Source organism: Burkholderia sp. HI2500 (assembly GCF_002223055.1).
Lineage (GTDB): Bacteria > Pseudomonadota > Gammaproteobacteria > Burkholderiales > Burkholderiaceae > Burkholderia.
Map to the genome: position 1 here is coordinate 159,200 of NZ_NKFL01000003.1, position 17,693 is coordinate 176,892.

Below are 17,693 nucleotides of genomic sequence, written 5' to 3' on the forward strand. Positions count from 1 at the left end.
GGAAATTGGAATTGATTGTGTTTTGCAATGCTTGCTCTTAGAATCAGGCTGCTTCGAGAGGCCGGGCTATATTATCGCGGTGAATTAAACCAGGATTCAATGAGACGCTGAATGAGTGCGCCGGAAAATTCAAATTCGAAATCTCCGCCCAGCCTGCTGTCCGATACCAAACCGGCAGGCGACGGAGCTCAGCAGTCGCGCATTCTCGCGAATCTGGAAGGACGTGTCACGCCGCCGGCCGAGGCGCCGCGCCGTTCGCTGAAGGCGCCGATCGCCGCCGTCGTGGCCCTGGTGGTCGCCGTCGGCGGCTGGGGCGCATGGCGCATGCAGCATGCGGGCGAGCAGGCCCCCGCCGTCACGGCCGAGGCTGCGCCGGCAGCCGCCGCGCCGGCGAAGGCCGCAGCGGCCAGCGATGCCGCCGTGCAGGTCGCGCAGAATGCCGCGTCCGCCGCATCCGCCGTGCAACCGGCCACGATCGTCAACGACGACGCAGCTTCCCGAACCGTTGCATCCGCATCGTCCGCGTCCGCCGCGGACAACAGCCGCCTGTCGCGAGCGCTCGCCAATGGCGCCGACGACGCATCGGGTGCGGCCACGGCCGGTGCGGCCGCCGCCGCTGCTGCCGCGACGACCAAAACCGCGAAGGCCGACGCCGCGAAGGGCGACGCCGCGAAGAGCGCGAAGATCGCCGCGCACGGCAAGACCGATACGAAGGCCGACACGAAAGCCGAGGCCCGCAAGCGTCACAAGGAACAGCAGGCCGAGCTCGCGCAGGCGAAGAAGCATCGCGACGCGACGCCGGCCCGTACCGCGAAGGCGGGCGGCAAGGACGATCCGGATGCGGACCTGCTCGCGGCGCTCGTCGCGCGCACGAAGCCGGCCGACAAGAAGCTCGCCGCGCAGAAGGCGCAGGCCGTGCCGACCAAGACGGCCGCGACGACCGGCTCGCTGGCGTCGCGCGTGAAGGAGTGTTCGGAGCGCGGTTTCTTCGAGGATCAACTGTGCCGCTGGCGCGTCTGCGATGGTCACTGGGGCAAGGATCCCGCGTGCCCGAGCGCCGCGCAGTCGGAGACGCGGCAGTAACGCGTCCTGCGCGTGTCGACCCGCCGCACCTGCGCCGCCCGTTGGGCGGCGCGTTGCTTTTGGGGGCCGCGGAACCGGACGGTATGATGCGGCGTGACGCTGTCACCGGCGCGTCATGCCCGTCGGGCATACGTCTCCTTTCCATTTCCGGCGCGGGTGCGCGACCCGTTTTGCGCAGCGCGCCGTGTGCAGCACGACCTTCGACACGATGGACCTGATCGTACAGACTTACGGCGCCGATACGTCCGGCATGGTGTGCGGATTCCGCTTCGTTCCCGGCGGCTCCGGCGCGACGCTCGATGCGGACGCGGCTGCCGCGTGGCTGCGCACGTGCCGCGCGCACGATGCCGCGTCGGACGATTTCGTCTGGCTGCACTTCAATCTCGCGCACGGCGCGAGCGAGCGCTGGATGCGCACGCATCTCGAGCTGCCCGACAGCTTCTTCGAATTCCTCCACGAAGGCTCGCGCTCGACGCGCATCGAGCAGGAGGACGGCGCGTTGCGCGCGATCGTCAACGACGTGATGTTCAACCTCGAACTGACGCCGTCGGAGATCGCGACGCTGTTCGTCCACGTCGAGCGGCGCATCATGGTCACCGCGCGGCTCAAGCCGCTGCGCTCGGTCGACACGCTGCGCGCGTGCGTGCGCGACGGCGAGCAGTTCAGGTCGCCCGCGGAACTGCTCGTGCACCTGCTGCGCGACCAGGCCGACCTGCTGATCCAGATCATGCGGCGCACGAGCGTCGACGTCGACCGCATCGAGGATCGCTTCCTGTCGCAGCGGCTCACGTCGAGCCGCATCGAGCTCGGCGCGATGCGCCGCACGCTGACGCGCCTGCAGCGCATGCTCGCGCCCGAGCCCGGGTCGATCTTCCGGCTGCTCGCGAAGCCGCCCGCGTGGCTGCATCTCGAAGACGTGCAGGAGCTGCGCGAATCCACCGAAGAGTTCTCGCTGGTGCTCGCCGATCTGGCCGGGCTCAACGAGCGGATCAAGCTGTTGCAGGAAGAGATCGGTTCGCGTCTCGACGAGCAGAACAACCGGACGCTGTTCACGCTGACGCTCGTGACCGTGATCGCGCTGCCGATCAACATCGTCGCCGGCTTCTTCGGGATGAACGTCGGCGGCGTGCCGTTCTCGGAGAACAAGCACGGCTTCTGGCTGATGGTGCTGCTCGTCGCGGGTTTCACGGCGCTCGCCGCGTGGTGGGCGTTCCGTCGGCGCGACGACCGCTAGCACCATCGGCGCCGTATCGACGCATCGACACGTCAGCGCAGCAGCGCGATCGCGCGTTCGCCGATCACCATCCCGAGCAGGCCCACGAGCGCGACGAGCGGCGGGGCGGGCGAGCGCACGTGCAGCAGTGCGTACACCACGCCGACGCCGAGGCCCACCGCGAGCGAAGTCACGTAATCCATCATGGCAGTCTCCCGTGTGGTCCGGCGTCAGGGCTTGAGGATGACGCGCTCGCGCGCACCGGCCAGCACGGCGCGATACGCGTCGTGTGCGCGCTCGAGCGGGTACACGTAGTCGTCGCCGATCGGGAATGGGCGCAGCGTGCCGTTGCCGAAGCCGGGCGCGAGCGTGTCGAGGATCTGCGCGACCGTGGCGCCGCCGAGCTGCAGCGAATCCACGCCCACGAACGTGTGCTGGCCGCGATAGAACGTGAAGATGTCGAACGGCACGCTGCGGTCGATCGTCGAGATGAAGATCTGCCGCGCACCGATCGCCATCGACGCGTTCGCCGCTTCGAAGTACGGGCTGCCGACCGTGTTGTAGACGATGTCCGCGCCGTGGCCGCCGGTTGCCGCGCGCACCGCGTCGGCCACCGGTTCTTTTGACGCGTCGATCATGTGCACGTCGCCCGATGCGTGGCCGCGATAGCCGCCGGCGCTGCGCTCGACGCCGATCACGGTCGCACCGTGCGCGCTCGCGAGCTGGATCGCCGCCTGGCCGACCTTCCCGTTCGCACCGAACACGAGCACGACTTCGCCGGCCGTCGGCATGCCGGCGCGGCGCAAGCCTTCGTACGCGGTGACGAACGGCACGCCGACGCCGGCCGCTTCGTCGAGCGTCAGCACGGCGGGCTTGCGGCGCACCAGGGCCGCGTCGAGCACGAGCCATTCTGCATGCGAGCCGTCGCGATGCACGCCGAGATCGCCGCCCGAGCCCCACACCGGCGCGCCGATCCAACCGTCCGGGCCGCTGCGCACGATGCCGGCCCAGTCGCGCCCGGGCGTGCGCGGCCATACCGCGTGCGGCATGCGGCCGAGCGCGGCTTTCACGTCGCTCGGGTTCACGCCGGCCGCGCGCACCTCGATCAGCATCTGGCCGTCGGCCGGGACGGGCGGGTCGATTTCCCTGACGCGCGCGTCGAGCGACTCGATGTCGGCGGCGGGGGCGTCGAAGCGGATGCTGCGCATGATGATCTCCGTGGCGGATGGCTGTCGCGCGGCCCAATGGGGGCGGTGCGTGCAGCGAGTGGAAAGGGTGCATGCAGTCTAGTCGGCCCGGTTTGACGCGGAAACGCGCAAAGGCGGATGATTGCTTTGCGTTAAACGCATAGCCAATTTCGAAGGCACCGAATGGACGACTTTCTTTCCCCGCATCTGGCGCTGTTCGTCGACGTGGTCGACCAGCAGAGCTTCTCGGCGGCCGCGCGCCGGCTGGGTGTCGCCGCGTCGTCGGTCACGCGGCGCATCGACCGGCTCGAGACGCAGCTCGGCATCCGTCTCCTGCATCGCACCACGCATGCGTTGCGGCCGACCGAGGCCGGGCAGTTGCTGTACGGGCGCGCGACGCGGATGCTGGCCGAGCTGCGCGGCCTGCAGGAAGACTTGCACAGCCAGCACGACGAGCCGAGCGGGCTGCTGCGCGTCGACTGTCCGGCGCCGTTCGGCCGCCGGCATCTGATGGCCGCGCTGGCTGCCTTCATGCAGCGTCATCCGGCGCTGCAGGTCGACCTGGTGCTGACCGACAGCATGGTCGACCTGCAAGGCGCGCGGCTCGGCTCCGACGTCGATCTCGCCGTGCGCATCGGCCCGCTCGAGGACACGCGCTTCGTCGCGACCGTGCTGGCGCCGCAGCGGCGCGTGCTGTGCGCGAGCGCGGCGTATCTCGCGCGGCGCGGCGAGCCCGAGTCGCCCGACGCGCTCGCCGGCCACGACTGCCTCGCCTGGCACGGTGCGCCGCCGCCGGGCGCATGGCGCTTCGGCGAGCGCCGTCACGTGCCGGCGCAGCCGCGGTTTCGCAGCAATCATTCGGAAGCGTTGCTCGAAGCCGCGATCGACGGGCTCGGTCTCGCGCACCTGCCGACCTGGCTCGCGGGCGACGCGCTGCGCGACGGGCGCTTGCGCGCGGTGCTGCCGCAGTTCGCGGCGGCGCCGGAGCCGGCGACGATCCACGTGTTGCGCCAGCAGGCGCGCGGCACCGCGCGCGCGTCGCGGCTCGTCGCGTTTCTCGCGACGTGGTTCGCGCAGCCGGCATGGGATGCCGCGTGGGCATGACGGCGGGCGGGTTCCCGTGCCGAAAGAAAAAAGGGCCTCGCATGCGAGGCCCGTCAAAGGTCGGAGAAACCGGTACGCCGGCCGGCAGCCGCAGGCTGCGCGGCGCCGGCCGGAGGCGCACCGTTACTGCGTCACTACCTTGCGCGGCTTGAAGATGCCCTGGTAGTGCAGTGCCGGGCGTTCCTTCGTCACCGGCTCGAGGCCGCCGAAGGTCGGCGTCTGACGCAGCTTCATCGCGGCCGGCGAAGCGACCGAGCCGATCGACGTCGAGCGCGAGGCCGGCGCGAGGTTGTTCGCGACGAGCAGTGCGGCCTCGCTCTTCAGGTTCGCGAGCAGGACCGGATCGGTCGAGCCGTTGACCTGCGTGAGCAGCCCGCTCCAGGCCGCGTCGCTGTAGTTCACGACGTAGTAGTCGAGCCCGCTCGGGTCGGCGACCACGCCCGAGCAGCCGTCGACGCGCGTTTGCGTCTGCGTGTCCTTCAGCGCGAGCGTCGTGCGTTTCGCGAGACCCTGGCCGTACGCGAGCGTGATCGGCACCGTCCATTGCAGGCCCGGATACGCGTTCTTGTTCGGGAACGGCTGCTGTTTCAGCGTGATGACCGTCTGGTTCTTCGTCAGGTCGCACTGCGTGTCGAGCGAGATCAGCGGCACGCCGGTCTGGCGGACGTAGCTGTCGCCGATCGCGCCGATCGCCTGGCCGCTTTCCTTCGACAGCGCATCCCACAGACGCTTCGGCGTACCGTTGCCGAACGAGTAGTCGACCAGGTACTGCTGCAGACCCTTGCGCAGCGTCTGTTCGCCGAGATAGTTCTCGAGCGTCTTCAGCACGTGGCCGCCCTTGTCGTACGTGAACGCGCTGGCGCTCAGCACGAAGTCGTTCGACGCCCAGCCGTTGAAGTTCGGTGCGACCGGGAACGCGTTCGGGCCGATGTCACGATTGATCACGCGGTACTTGTTCTTCACCTGGTCGAGCCAGCTGAACTCGTCGGGGAAGAACTGGATCGTCGTCTTCGTCTCGAAGAACGTCGCGAACGACTCGTTGAGCCACACGTTGTCCCACCAGTCGGCCGTGACCAGATCGCCGAACCACTGGTGCGCGACTTCGTGCGTCAGCACCTCGTTGCCGTAGTGCGACATCGGCTGGCCCGGCTGCGGCAGGATGTCGTCGGCGAACTCGAGGATCGATCCCCAGTTCTCCATCCCGCCGAAGTTCAGGTCCTTCTGCTCCTTGAACGCGTCGTTCGCGGCCACCGTGTCGAACTTCGTGAGCGGCAGCGCGATGCCCGTGTAGCGGTAGTAGAAGTCGAGCGCCTGCTTGGTGCGGTCCATCGCCGGCTTCGCCCAGTCGCTCATGCCCGGCGGCGTGAACACGCGCAGGTGCAGGCCGCCCTTGCCGCCCGGCAGCGGGCTCGTGAAGTCGTCCTCGTAGGTGTCGAACAGGCCACCGCCGAAGAACAGCAGGTACGACGGCATCGGCGGGGTCTTCTCGAACTGCACGAGCTTGTAGCCGCCGCCGACGTTGGTCGACGGCTTCTCGGCCGCGTTCGACACGACCCGCCAGCTTTGCGGCACTTCGGCCGTCACTTCATAGGTCGGGCGGAACGCCGGCTCGTCCCAGCCCGGGAACCACTGGCGCGACAGGTTGGTTTCGCCTTGCGTTAGGATCGCGCCGCTCGTCTTGCCGTCGGTGCCCTTCAGGTCGACGCGGAAGACGCCTTCCGCGGCCGAGCAGCCCGGGTACGGATCGTTGCCGCAGCTGCCGCCGGTGTGGTTGACCGGATCGTCATACGACTTGAAGTTGATGATGCCCGACCATTCCATGTGCAGCGAATAGTTGCCCGGCGAGATCGTGCCGCTCACGGGGCGCAGCTGGTAGAAGTCGCCCTTGTCCTGCGGCGTCGCGATCAGCTGGATGTTGCCCGGCTGCAGCGTGATGCGGCCGTTCGTGAACTTGATCCGGTGGCCGGCGATCACGATGTTGTTGACCGGCTTCAGCACCTTGATCTCGACGTCGGCACGGCCGTCGAACGCGTTCAGCGCGTCGTTCGGGCGGAACCACAGCCGGTAGTTCACGGGTACCACGGTGTCCGGCAACTCGACAGGCGAGACGCTCTTGTCGACGTTGGATGCGCTCGGCGGCGCGGTGACGGTGGGCGACGAGCCCGAGTGCGGCGCGCCGGCGGAGCTGAGCGCGGACGCCGAGCCCACGCCGCCGTCGTCGCCGCCGCACCCGGCTAGCGCGAGCGCGGCGACGATCGGCAGATAACGCATCTTGCGAATGTTGATCGACATGACTGAAACCTCGATTGTTGAAAGAATCGTTCAGTGCTGCGAAAACGCCGGCAAAAACAATCCCCTCGCCGTTAATCAACAGCGATGAAAATGCCAATGACGGATTATTCGAAAAGACGGCGGCCGACTACGTGAAGGTAATCATGGTTTACTGCCCCCTCTGGATTTCCGGATGTCGGTTAACTTGCCGGTTCAAAATGGCCGGGCGCGTGTTGTACTGAATTGATTTCGCGCGCACGACACGGAGCCGCACGCCCTGGGCGGGCGTGCTTTCCCCTTTGAACAGACGACCTACGGGGCTGGCCGGGCCTCGTCGCAGGATGGCAGGAAGGCGTGTCGCCGTTCCGTAAAATCACCGTCATGCGGCTTCAAGGTTTGTCGGCTTGCTCGAAGGATGCGTAAATATACTTGATGGTTTTAGGTAAAGGAAACGAAAAATTTAGAAATTGCATCTATTGAATTCGTCGTGCTTCATTGAATGCTGGGGAGCATTAATGCGCTTTCCGTTTGGCATTTGTTTTCGTAGTTTTAATCTATTAACGATCTCGCGTGGCTGCGAAAACTACGAAACCCGGCGTACCGGGGGGGGCTCGGTACAATGCAGCGACGATCCGCTCACCGATTGCCGCGAGGAGGTTCTCCCATGCCACGCACCTTGTTCCGTATCGCGCCGCTGCGCGCCGTGCTGCTGCTGTTCGCCGCCGTGCTCCTGCTCGGCGGCTGCGCGGGGCTGACGCGCGACCCGGTGCGCGTGACGGTCGCCGGGCTCGACCCGCTCGTCGGGCAGGGCCTCGAGATGCGTTTCAGCCTGAAGCTGCGCGTGCAGAACCCGAACGACGCGCCGATCGACTACGACGGCATCTCGGTCGCACTCGACCTGAACGGCACGCCGTTCGCGAGCGGCGTCAGCGATCGCTCGGGCACCGTGCCGCGCTTCGGCGAGGCCGTGCTCGACGTGCCGGTTTCCGTGTCGGCCTTCGCCGCCGCGCGGCAGGCGTGGAACCTGCCCGGCGCGGCCGCGAACGGCGCGCTGCCGTATGCGCTGCGCGGCCGGCTCGCGGGCGGCGTGCTCGGCACCGTGCACTTCAACGATGCGGGCACTTTGCGCCTGCCCGCGATGCCGGGGTGGGGCGGCTGAACCCGGCGAGCACGGCGGCGCGCGGCGCGGGCCGGCCCCCGCGCTTTGCCGCGCGGGCAAAGCGCGGTATGGTGTGAGCCGCGCGGCGCCCGCCATACCGTCGCGCTGCCCGTTGAAGCCAACCGTAACCGAGTTCGCGTGACCGATTTCCCTGTTTTCCACTGGACCGACGCCGACGGCGCCGATCATGCCGTGCGCTGGCGCTCCGAAGCCGGTGTGCAACCGCCGAAGCGCGCGGTGCCTGCCGACGACCGCCTCACCGCCGACGCGGCCTACCGTCTCGCCTGCGAGGGCACCGCGCTCGTCTGGCAGGGCGATTTCCAGAATGCGCGCCAGCTCGTGCAGGCGATGGCGCGCCGTGTCGAGCGCAAGCCGAAGAAGGCGAAAGCCGCGGCCGGCGTCGACGCGTTCAACCTGCATCGTCTCGCGCAGTCGCAGCGCGCCCGCACGCTCGGCATGCTGCTGATCCCGCTCGAGGCCGACTACACGATTCCGCTGCGCCGCGCGCCCGACGTGCGTGCCGCATGCGAAGAGGCGTACGGGCCCGGCGGCGCGCCGTCGGTCGTGTCGCTGCGCGAACTGCTCGGCCTCGTCGGTGCGCACGAATGGCGCAAGAAAGGGGTGCCGATCCCGGCGCTCGGCGGCGCGCCGATCCATCCGCACTACGGCGTGTTCTCGCCGGTGCGCGGCGAATACGTCGAACTCGTCGCGGGCGCGCCGCTGCCGGCGACGTCGCTCGCGTTCGACATCGGCACCGGCACCGGCGTGCTGGCGGCCGTGCTGGCGTCGCGCGGCGTCGAGCGTGTCGTCGCGACCGACCAGGATCCGCGCGCGCTCGCCTGTGCGCGCGAGAACGTCGAACGGCTGGGCCACGCGGATCGCGTCGAAGTCGTCGAGGCGGACCTGTTCCCGGCCGGCCGTGCGCCGCTCGTGGTCTGCAACCCGCCGTGGGTGCCGGCCCGGCCGAGCGCGCCGATCGAATACGCGGTCTACGATCCGGACAGCCGCATGCTGCGCGGTTTCCTCGCGGGGCTCGCCGCGCACCTCGAGCCGGGCGGCGAAGGCTGGCTGATCCTGTCCGATTTCGCCGAGCATCTCGGCCTGCGGCCGCGCGACACGCTGCTGCAATGGATCGACGAAGCCGGCCTCGTCGTGCTTGGCCGCGACGACATCCGTCCCGCGCACCCGAAGGCGATGGACGCCGACGATCCGCTGCACGCGGCACGCCAGGCCGAGGTCACGTCGCTCTGGCGGCTCGGTGCACGAGCCTGACCGCGCATTTTCGGTAAACTGTCGCCATTCCTCACGAATTCCCGCCGCCGGGCCGTGGTCGACCGACCGTGGCCCGGCGCCGCATCACGATGTCGAACAAGACCCACGAAATCCGCCCGGAGCAGTCCGTCGAACTGCTGAAGGAACTGCACATCCTCACCCGCGACGGGAAGCTGAACCAGGACAGCCGTCGCAAGCTGAAGCAGGTCTATCACCTGTTCCAGTTCATCGAGCCGCTGCTCGCCGGCGTGCAGGCCGAGCGTGGCAGCGTGACGCTCGTCGACCACGGCGCCGGCAAGTCGTATCTCGGTTTCATCCTGTACGACCTGTTCTTCAAGCAGCAGCCGGGGCACGGCACGCCGGCGTTCGCGTCGCACGTGTACGGGATCGAGACCCGCGAGGAACTCGTCACGCGCTCGGCCGAGCTTGCCGCGCGGCTCGGGTTCGGCGGCATGTCGTTCCTGAACCTGTCGGTCGCCGATTCGATCACGTCGCCGAAACTGCCTGAAACGGTCGACGTCGTCACCGCGCTGCACGCGTGCGACACGGCGACCGACGACGCGATCCGTTTCGCGCTCGCGAAGCGCGCGCAGCACATCGTGCTGGTGCCGTGCTGCCAGGCGGAAGTCGCGGGCGTGCTGCGCAAGAACAAGGGCAAGTCGCTCGCGAACGCGCTGACGGAAGTGTGGCGGCATCCGCTGCATACGCGCGAATTCGGCAGCCAGATCACCAACGTGCTGCGCTGCCTGCAGCTCGAAGCGCACGGCTACCAGGTCAGCGTGACCGAGCTGGTCGGCTGGGAGCATTCGATGAAGAACGAGCTGATCATCGCGCAGTACAAGAACCTGCCGCGCCGGCGGCCCGGCGAGCGGCTGAACGAGATCCTCGGGATGTTCGGGCTGGCCGAGCTGAACGCACGCTTCTTCGTGCCGGAGGCTGCGGCCGCGGGCGGCGAGGTCGTCGAACCGGCCGCCGGCTGATCTGCGCGTAGGCGGGCGCGTCGCGTGCGGCGCACGTTGTACGCCGCCCGTCGCACGTTACACGCCGTCCGTTGCACGTCGCACGTTACACGCCGTGTCAGACGTCGTCGCCCGGCCGGCGCATCCATTCGCGCCAGCCGTCATGGCCGAGGCGCCGCAGCGTTTCCTGATTCTTTTCGTAGATCGCGGACGCGTCCGGGAACGCGTCGACCGCGCGTGCGATGCTGTCCTCGCGCAGCAGGTGCAGGATCGGGTACGGCGCGCGGTTCGTGTAGTTCTCGATGTCGTCGGGCTCGCTGCCCTCGAACCGGTAGTCCGGATGGAAGCTCGCGATCTGCAGCACGCCGTCGAGCCGCAGTTGCCGCACCAGCCGGTCGGCAAAGAACAGCGCATCGTTGTAGTCGATGAAATCGGCGAACGCATGCGGGAAGATCACGAGCGTCGTGTCGACCTGCTGCGGGTCCGCCGCGTCGAGCGCGCGCAGTTCCGTTTCGAGTTCGGCGAGCGCGTCTTCCAGCGTCGTCGCTTCGCTGATCGCGTAGCGCACCTGTTCCTTCACATAGACGCTTTTCGCGAACGGGCACAGATTGAGCCCGATCACCGCGCGCGCGAGCCAGTGCCGCGTGGCGGCGAGGATGTCGTCGTGCGATTCGGGGCGGGTGTCGGTCATCGTGAAACCAGTCGGGCGGAAGGGCGGCAAGGGCCGCATTGTAGCGGGCGTGCCGTCACGCGCAGGCGGCTTCGATCAACTGCGTGACGAGCGCGGGCGCGACGCCGATCGGCGTTTCGCCGTGCCGGTAGGTCTGGCTTGCCGCGTAGATGCCTTCGATCACCAGCGCGAGCGAGTCGGCGAGCGCCTGCGGCTGCCGCGCGCCGGCGTCTTCGCACAGCGCGACGAGCCGCTTCATCAGTTGTTCCTTGTTCTGCGCGACGCGCTCGCGCGCCGGGTGCGACGCATCCGGGAATTCGGCGGCGACGTTGACGAACGGGCAGCCGCGGTAATCCTGCTGCGTCGCGCGCTCGGCGAGATCGACGAAATACTGGATCAGCTGCGCTTTCGGCTGGCCCGGGTGCTTCGCGACGCTCGTGTTGAAGCGGTCGAAGAAGCACGCATCCATCCGCTCCAGGTACGCGAGGATCAGCTCGTCCTTCGACGAGAACTGGCGATACAGGCTCATCTTGTTGACGCCCGCGCGCTCCACCACCGCCTCGACGCCCACCGTCCGAACGCCTTCCTTGTAAAACAGCTCCTCGGCGGCGCGCAGCAGGTGCTCCTGCGCGGTGGCGCCGTCGATCGGGCGGCGCGTGCGGCGCGGCAGCGGTTTGGCGATCTCGATGCCCGACATGATGACCCTCGACTGCATATTGGATTGCTTGACATGTTACCGATTGGTCACTACGATCGCAACACACTTGTGACCGGTCGGTAACAAAGCCGACCGGATCGACAGACAAATGCCAAGCGTCGGCCCGGGTCAGCCGATGCAGCGTGCGGCGGAGGAGGCCTGGCAGGGCGAGCGGCGCGGGTGCGGAGGCACCGGAGCCGCCAACTGGAGAACGCGAAGATGAACTGGGCGGTGACACGAATCGGCGGGCGCTTCCACTACGGATGGCTCGCGGCGGCGGTGGTATTCCTGATCCTGCTGGCGGCGGCCGGCACGCGCGCGACGCCGAGCGTGCTGATGGTGCCGCTCGAGCGCGAGCTCGGCTGGAGCCGCGCGGCGATTTCGCTGGCGATCTCGGTGAATATCGCGCTGTACGGACTGACGGGCCCGTTCGCGGCTGCCGCGATGCAGCGCTTCGGGCTGCGTCCGACCATTCTCACCGCGCTCGTGACGATGAGCGCGGGCGTCGCGCTGTCGTCGATGATGACGCAGAGCTGGCAGATGGTCGTGATCTGGGGCCTGATGGTCGGCTGCTCGACGGGCGTTGTCGCGCTGACGCTGTCCGCGACCTTCGTCACGCGCTGGTTCCATGCGCGGCGCGGCCTCGTGATGGGGATCCTGACCGCAAGCACGGCCACCGGCCAGCTCGTGTTCCTGCCGATGCTCGCGGCGATCGCGCAGCGCCATGGCTGGCGGCCGGTCGTGCTGGTCGTCGCGGTCGCGGCCGCGATCGTGATTCCGCTGGTTGCATTCCTGTTGCCCGAACGGCCGGCCGACGTTCAGCTGCGCCCGTACGGCGAACCGGCCGATGCGCCGGCCGCGCCCGAGGCGACGAAGGAGAACCCGCTCACGGTCGCGTTCCGCACGCTGCTGACCGCGAGCCGTTCGCGCGATTTCTGGCTGCTGTTCTTCAGCTTCTTCATCTGCGGCGCCAGCACCAACGGTTATGTCGGCACGCACCTGATCGCGATGTGCAGCGACTACGGGATGACGGAAGTGCAGGGCGCGTCGCTGCTTGCGGCGATGGGCGTGTTCGACCTGTTCGGCACGACGCTGTCGGGCTGGCTGTCCGACCGCTACGACAACCGCGTGCTGCTGTTCTGGTACTACGGGCTGCGCGGGCTGTCGCTGATCTACCTGCCGCACGCGTTCGGGGTCGATTTCTTCGGGCTGCCGCTGTTCGCGATGTTCTACGGGCTCGACTGGATCGCGACCGTGCCGCCGACCGTGCGTCTCGCGACCGACGTGTTCGGCAAGGCCGCGGCGCCGGTCGTGTTCGGCTGGATCGTCGCCGGCCACCAGCTCGGCGCGGCGTTCGCGGCGCTCGGCGCGGGGCTGCTGCGCGCGAGCCTCGGCACCTACACGATCGCGTCGATGATCTCGGGCGGGCTGTGCATCGTCGGCGCGCTGATCGTGCTGCGGATCAACCGCGGCCCGTCGCGGGCAGCCGCGCAGGCGGCCTGAGCGCGGCAATCCGATGGCCCGGCCGCCCGCGCGACGGATGGCCGGGCAATGCACGCACGGCGATTTGCATAGCGCGGGAGGATCGGGCGCGCATCGGCTCAAGCGGGTATGCTTGCGGTTCGCCAGGGCGTTCGCGCCCCTTCATCGATGTCAGCGAGGAACCGCATGTCCGTCAAACCTGCTCCCACCACTGTTTCGATTCACGACCTGATCGCGGGCCGCTGGAGCCCGCGCGCGTATTCGGATGAAGCCGTCAGCGCCGGCGATCTGCACGCGGTGCTCGAAGCCGCTCGCTGGGCGCCGTCCGCCTATAACGCGCAGCCGTGGCGCTTCATCGTATTCGACCGCACGCAGGACGAAGACGCATTCAAGCGTGCGTTCGCGACGCTGGTGCCGTTCAACCAGGGCTGGAATGCGCCGGCGCCCGTGCTGATCGCGGTGACCGCGCACACGCTCACGCCGAAGGGTGAGGCGGCCCCCACCGCGCTGTACGATGCGGGTGCCGCCGCGATGTCGCTGGTGCTGCAGGCGCACGCACTGGGCCTGGCCGCCCACCAGATGAGCGGCTTCGACGCGAAGGCGTTCCGCGATGCGTTCGCGATTCCGGCCGACGTCGCGATTCCGTCGATCATCTCGCTCGGTCACTACGGCAACGTCGACAAGCTCGATCCGGTGCTGCGCGACCGCGAGAAGGCGCCGCGCACGCGCCATGCGATCGGCGAGGTCGTCTATGCGGGCGCGTGGAAGAAGGGTTTCGACGCGGTAGCCTGACCTGCGTGGCGGACGGGCTGCGTCGCGCATCCCGCCCGCATCGCTCTCCGGCGCGCCAGGTTGCGCGCCGCCGCCTCCCGGGCCCGTTGCGCGGGACTGGTGGCCGGCCCCGGTTGTGATCCCGCGGGCTTCATGTTAAAAAGCCCGTCCTTTCCGTTTTCGCGCCGGCCCTGCTGCGGCAATTTCCCATGACTTACTGCGCGATCGATTTCGGCACGTCCAATTCCGCCGTGGCGCTGCCCGACGGCGACGGCATGCGCCTCGCGCCCGTCGAGGGCGACCACCTGACGCTGCCCACCGCGATCTTCTTCAACAACGACGAAGAGACGGTCGAATACGGCCGTGCGGCGCTGGCTTCCTATATCGACGGTTTCGACGGCCGGCTGATGCGCTCGATGAAGAGCATCCTCGGCTCGCCGCTCGCGGAAACGACGACCGATCTCGGCGACGGCAGCGCGATCGCGTACACCGAAATCATCGCGCGCTTCCTGACGCACCTGAAGCGCAAGGCCGAAGCCCGCGCGGGCGCGCCGATCGGCCGTGCGGTGCTCGGCCGGCCGGTGTTCTTCGTCGACGACGATCCGCGCGCCGACCGCCTCGCCCAGGACCAGCTCGAGGCCGCCGCGCGATCGGTCGGCTTTGCGGACGTGCAATTCCAGTACGAACCGATCGCGGCCGCGTTCGACTACGAGTCGCGCCAGCAGGCGGAGCGCCTCGTGCTCGTCGCCGACATCGGCGGCGGCACGTCCGACTTCTCGCTGGTGCGCGTCGGGCCCGAACGGATGGCGCGGCTCGAGCGCAAGGACGACGTGCTGGCCCACCACGGCGTGCACGTCGCGGGCACCGATTACGACCGGCGTGTCGAGCTGGCGGCGATCCTGCCCGCATTCGGCTACCGTTCGCTCGACCCCGAAGGGCGCGAGCTGCCGAACAAGATCTACTTCGATCTCGCCACCTGGCACCTGATCAACACGGTCTACACGCCGAAGCGGCTCGGCGAGCTGAAGCTGATGAAGCACCTTTACCGGGACGTGCAGCAGTACGACCGGCTCACGAGCGTGGTCGAGCAGCGGCTCGGGCATGCGCTGATGGCGCGTGCGGAAGAAGCGAAGATCGGCGTCGCGGCGGGCGGGGAGACGATGATCGACCTGAACGACGTGGAAGAGGATCTGCAGATCGCATTCGATGCCGACCGGCTCGTCGACGCGAGCCGCGACGACACCGCACGCATCGTCGACGCCGCGCGCGAGACGGTGCGGCTGGCGGGCGTGGCGCCGCGCGATGTCGGCGCCCTGTATTTCACCGGCGGCTCGACGGGGCTCGCGTTCCTGTCGGGCGCGCTCGCAGGTGCATTCCCGGATGCGCAACCGGTATTCGGCGACCGTCTCGCGAGTGTCGCGACGGGCCTCGGCATTCACGCGCAGCGATTGTTCGGTTGAATGCGGGCGGCTGAAAGGCCGCGATGCCGGTCGACCGGCGCCGAAAAACAAAAAGCCCCGCCGAAGCGGGGCTTTTTTTCACGAATTATCGCGCCAAGCTTAGACCGGACGGATGTTCGCAGCTTGCAGACCCTTCGGGCCCGTCTTCACTTCGAATTCAACCTTCTGGTTTTCTTGCAGCGTCTTGAAGCCTTCGACGCGGATTTCCGAGAAGTGCGCGAACAGATCGTCGCCGCCGCCTTCCGGGGTGATGAAGCCGAAGCCCTTTGCGTCATTGAACCACTTGACGGTACCGGTTGCCATGTTACTTGTTCCTAAAAAGATAAAACGGGGCCGAGGCCCATGGGGTGCGGAAAATCAAGGAAGGGGTAATAGGACCAACCGGAGTACCGTTGATGGGCGAACTACGAAAGAACCAATTCACTCGCCACTTGAAATCCTGCGAAGTCCTTTATACGGCTTATCAACCGCGTGGTCAACCGTATTTCCATGGACTCAGGGTTATTGCGGAGATCAGGTTTACAAAGCTTGCAAACGATGCGAATTTTTTGTAGGGGCCGAACGATTTTGGCGCCACGTTTGAGGTGCAACCGTTAAACTACGCGCCGCGTGGACGGGTTGCCCCGATCGGGTGACACGCCCCCCCAAAATTGCGTGCGCGGTGCTGTCCGAGCCGATCCCGGACCGCGGGCCGACCATGCTTTTTGAGACACAGGAGAGGATGTGAAGAGTTCTATTCAACGGAACATCGGCCCGTTTGCATTGATGCTGACGGGGCTGGGTTCGATTATCGGCTCGGGCTGGCTGTTCGGCGCCTGGAAGGCCGCGAAGATTGCCGGTCCGGCGGCGATCTGCGCATGGATCATCGGCGCTGTCGTGATTCTCGCCATTGCACTGACTTACGCGGAATTGGGCGCGATGTTCCCCGAGTCGGGCGGCATGGTGCGCTACGCGCGCTACTCGCACGGTTCGCTGGTCGGTTTCATCAGTGCGTGGGCGAACTGGATCGCGATCGTATCCGTGATCCCGATCGAGGCTGAAGCGTCGATCCAGTACATGAGCACGTGGCCGTATCCGTGGGCGCACGCACTGTTCGTGAACGGTGAATTACAGACGCTCGGCCTGCTGTTGTCGGCCGTGCTGGTCGTCATCTACTTCATGCTGAACTACTGGGGCGTCAAGGCCTTTGCGCGGGCGAACACCGCGATCACGATCTTCAAGTTCCTGATCCCCGGCCTCACGATCCTCGGCCTGATGCTGACGAGCTTCCATTCGGAGAACCTCGGCACGGCATCGAATGCAAGCTTTGCGCCGTACGGCTGGTCGGCGGTGCTGACCGCGGTCGCGACGAGCGGCATCGTGTTCGCGTTCAACGGCTTCCAGAGCCCGGTGAACCTGGCCGGTGAAGCGCGCAACCCGTCGCGCAGCGTGCCGTTCGCGGTGATCACGTCGATCCTGCTCGCGCTCGTGATCTACGTGCTGCTGCAGATGGCGTATATCGGCTCGGTGAATCCGGCCGACGTCGCGAAGGGCTGGGCGCACTTCAACTTCTCGTCGCCGTTCGCGGAACTCGCGATCGCGCTGAACCTGAACTGGCTCGCGATCCTGCTGTATGTCGACGCGTTCATCAGCCCGAGCGGCACCGGTACGACCTACATGGCGACGACCACCCGCATGATCTACGCGATGGAGCGCAACAACACGATGCCGAAGATGTTCGGCAACGTGCACCCGATCTACGGCGTGCCGCGCCAGGCGATGTGGTTCAACCTGCTGGTGTCGTTCATCTTCCTGTTCTTCTTCCGCGGCTGGAGCTCGCTCGCGGCAGTGATCTCGGTGGCGACGGTGATTTCGTACCTGACCGGCCCGATCAGCCTGATGGCGCTGCGCCGTTCGGCGACCGACATCGAGCGTCCGCTGTCGATTCCGCTGATGAAGCTGATCGCCCCGTTCGCATTCGTCTGCGCGTCGTTGATCCTGTACTGGGCGAAGTGGCCGCTGACGGGCGAGATCATCCTGCTGATGATCGTCGCGCTGCCGGTGTACTTCTACTTCCAGGCGAAGTCGGGCTGGACCGGCTGGGGCGACGACCTGAAGGCTGCCTGGTGGCTGGTCGCGTACCTGCCGACGATGGCCGTGCTGTCGCTGATCGGCAGCAAGGAGTTCGGCGGCCACGGCGTGCTGCCGTACGGCTGGGACATGGTGGTCGTCGCGGCGATCTCGCTGGTGTTCTACTTCTGGGGCGTGAATACCGGCTACCGGACCAAGTATCTCGACGAGCGTGAATCGCACGACGAGATCCTCGAGGGGGTCGGTGCCTGACGCGTGACCTGCCGCCGGATTCGGCGGCGGCAGCAAGCAGCGT

The 17,693-nt window shown here is 67.4% G+C and carries 15 protein-coding genes and 1 pseudogene; 10 read left to right on the plus strand and 6 right to left on the minus strand.

Annotated elements, in window-relative coordinates:
* Positions 1–111 precede the first annotated feature (111 nt).
* Both CFB45_RS02225 and CFB45_RS02230 read left to right on the plus strand, forming a co-directional pair.
* Entirely contained in the window at positions 112–1,083 is a 972-nt protein-coding gene (locus tag CFB45_RS02225) for a phage tail protein (RefSeq protein WP_089424366.1), read from the plus strand.
* Positions 1,084–1,291: 208 nt separating this feature from the next.
* On the plus strand, positions 1,292–2,317 hold the full coding sequence (locus CFB45_RS02230; protein ID WP_089424367.1) for a transporter: 1,026 nt from the start codon (positions 1,292–1,294) through the stop codon (positions 2,315–2,317).
* A 35-nt stretch (positions 2,318–2,352) separates the two neighbouring features.
* Here CFB45_RS02230 and CFB45_RS02235 read toward each other — a convergent pair.
* Together CFB45_RS02235 and CFB45_RS02240 are read right to left on the minus strand one after the other, a co-directional pair.
* Positions 2,353–2,499, minus strand: a pseudogene (locus CFB45_RS02235) (DUF1427 family protein); the annotation flags it as partial.
* A 27-nt stretch (positions 2,500–2,526) separates the two neighbouring features.
* Positions 2,527–3,504, minus strand: a complete 978-nt coding sequence (locus CFB45_RS02240; protein ID WP_089424368.1) for a quinone oxidoreductase family protein — start codon at positions 3,502–3,504, stop codon at positions 2,527–2,529.
* Between the two features lie 162 nt (positions 3,505–3,666).
* On the opposite strand from CFB45_RS02240, the gene CFB45_RS02245 reads away from it, so the two are divergent.
* Positions 3,667–4,587, plus strand: coding sequence for a LysR family transcriptional regulator (locus CFB45_RS02245; protein ID WP_089424369.1), 921 nt, complete (start codon positions 3,667–3,669; stop codon positions 4,585–4,587).
* A 123-nt stretch (positions 4,588–4,710) separates the two neighbouring features.
* Here the strand turns inward: CFB45_RS02245 and CFB45_RS02250 are convergent, their stop codons facing one another.
* On the minus strand, positions 4,711–6,879 hold the full coding sequence (locus CFB45_RS02250; protein ID WP_089424370.1) for a M1 family metallopeptidase: 2,169 nt from the start codon (positions 6,877–6,879) through the stop codon (positions 4,711–4,713).
* 643 nt (positions 6,880–7,522) lie between these two features.
* On the opposite strand from CFB45_RS02250, the gene CFB45_RS02260 reads away from it, so the two are divergent.
* From CFB45_RS02260 to CFB45_RS02270, 3 genes are all read left to right on the plus strand, one after another.
* Positions 7,523–8,017, plus strand: a complete 495-nt coding sequence (locus tag CFB45_RS02260; protein ID WP_089424371.1) for an LEA type 2 family protein — start codon at positions 7,523–7,525, stop codon at positions 8,015–8,017.
* Between the two features lie 138 nt (positions 8,018–8,155).
* Positions 8,156–9,289, plus strand: a complete 1,134-nt coding sequence (locus tag CFB45_RS02265) for a methyltransferase (RefSeq protein ID WP_089424372.1) — start codon at positions 8,156–8,158, stop codon at positions 9,287–9,289.
* Between the two features lie 89 nt (positions 9,290–9,378).
* Positions 9,379–10,269 carry a class I SAM-dependent methyltransferase gene (locus CFB45_RS02270; RefSeq protein WP_089424408.1) on the plus strand — a complete coding sequence of 297 codons (891 nt, stop codon included), beginning with the start codon at positions 9,379–9,381 and terminating at the stop codon, positions 10,267–10,269.
* Between the two features lie 97 nt (positions 10,270–10,366).
* Here CFB45_RS02270 and CFB45_RS02275 read toward each other — a convergent pair whose 3' ends face one another.
* The gene (locus CFB45_RS02275; RefSeq protein WP_041492730.1) at positions 10,367–10,939 is read right to left on the minus strand and encodes a DUF1415 domain-containing protein; all 573 of its coding nucleotides are present in this window, start codon (positions 10,937–10,939) and stop codon (positions 10,367–10,369) included.
* Between the two features lie 55 nt (positions 10,940–10,994).
* Entirely contained in the window at positions 10,995–11,615 is a 621-nt protein-coding gene (locus CFB45_RS02280) for a TetR/AcrR family transcriptional regulator (RefSeq protein WP_089424373.1), read from the minus strand.
* Between the two features lie 219 nt (positions 11,616–11,834).
* Here CFB45_RS02280 and CFB45_RS02285 point away from each other — a divergent pair, with 219 nt between their 5' ends.
* The 3 genes from CFB45_RS02285 to CFB45_RS02295 all read left to right on the plus strand — a co-directional run bounded on the left by CFB45_RS02285 (position 11,835) and on the right by CFB45_RS02295 (position 15,328).
* Entirely contained in the window at positions 11,835–13,118 is a 1,284-nt protein-coding gene (locus CFB45_RS02285) for an MFS transporter (protein ID WP_089424374.1), read from the plus strand.
* Between the two features lie 165 nt (positions 13,119–13,283).
* Positions 13,284–13,889, plus strand: coding sequence for a nitroreductase family protein (locus tag CFB45_RS02290; RefSeq protein ID WP_089424375.1), 606 nt, complete (start codon positions 13,284–13,286; stop codon positions 13,887–13,889).
* A gap of 188 nt (positions 13,890–14,077) precedes the next feature.
* On the plus strand, positions 14,078–15,328 hold the full coding sequence (locus CFB45_RS02295) for an Hsp70 family protein (protein ID WP_089424376.1): 1,251 nt from the start codon (positions 14,078–14,080) through the stop codon (positions 15,326–15,328).
* A gap of 99 nt (positions 15,329–15,427) precedes the next feature.
* Here CFB45_RS02295 and CFB45_RS02300 read toward each other — a convergent pair whose 3' ends face one another.
* Complete coding sequence (locus tag CFB45_RS02300) at positions 15,428–15,631, minus strand: cold-shock protein (RefSeq protein WP_006477070.1); 204 nt, start codon at positions 15,629–15,631, stop codon at positions 15,428–15,430.
* A 420-nt stretch (positions 15,632–16,051) separates the two neighbouring features.
* Here CFB45_RS02300 and CFB45_RS02310 point away from each other — a divergent pair, with 420 nt between their 5' ends.
* Positions 16,052–17,650, plus strand: coding sequence for an APC family permease (locus tag CFB45_RS02310; protein ID WP_089424377.1), 1,599 nt, complete (start codon positions 16,052–16,054; stop codon positions 17,648–17,650).
* Positions 17,651–17,693: the final 43 nt, after the last annotated feature.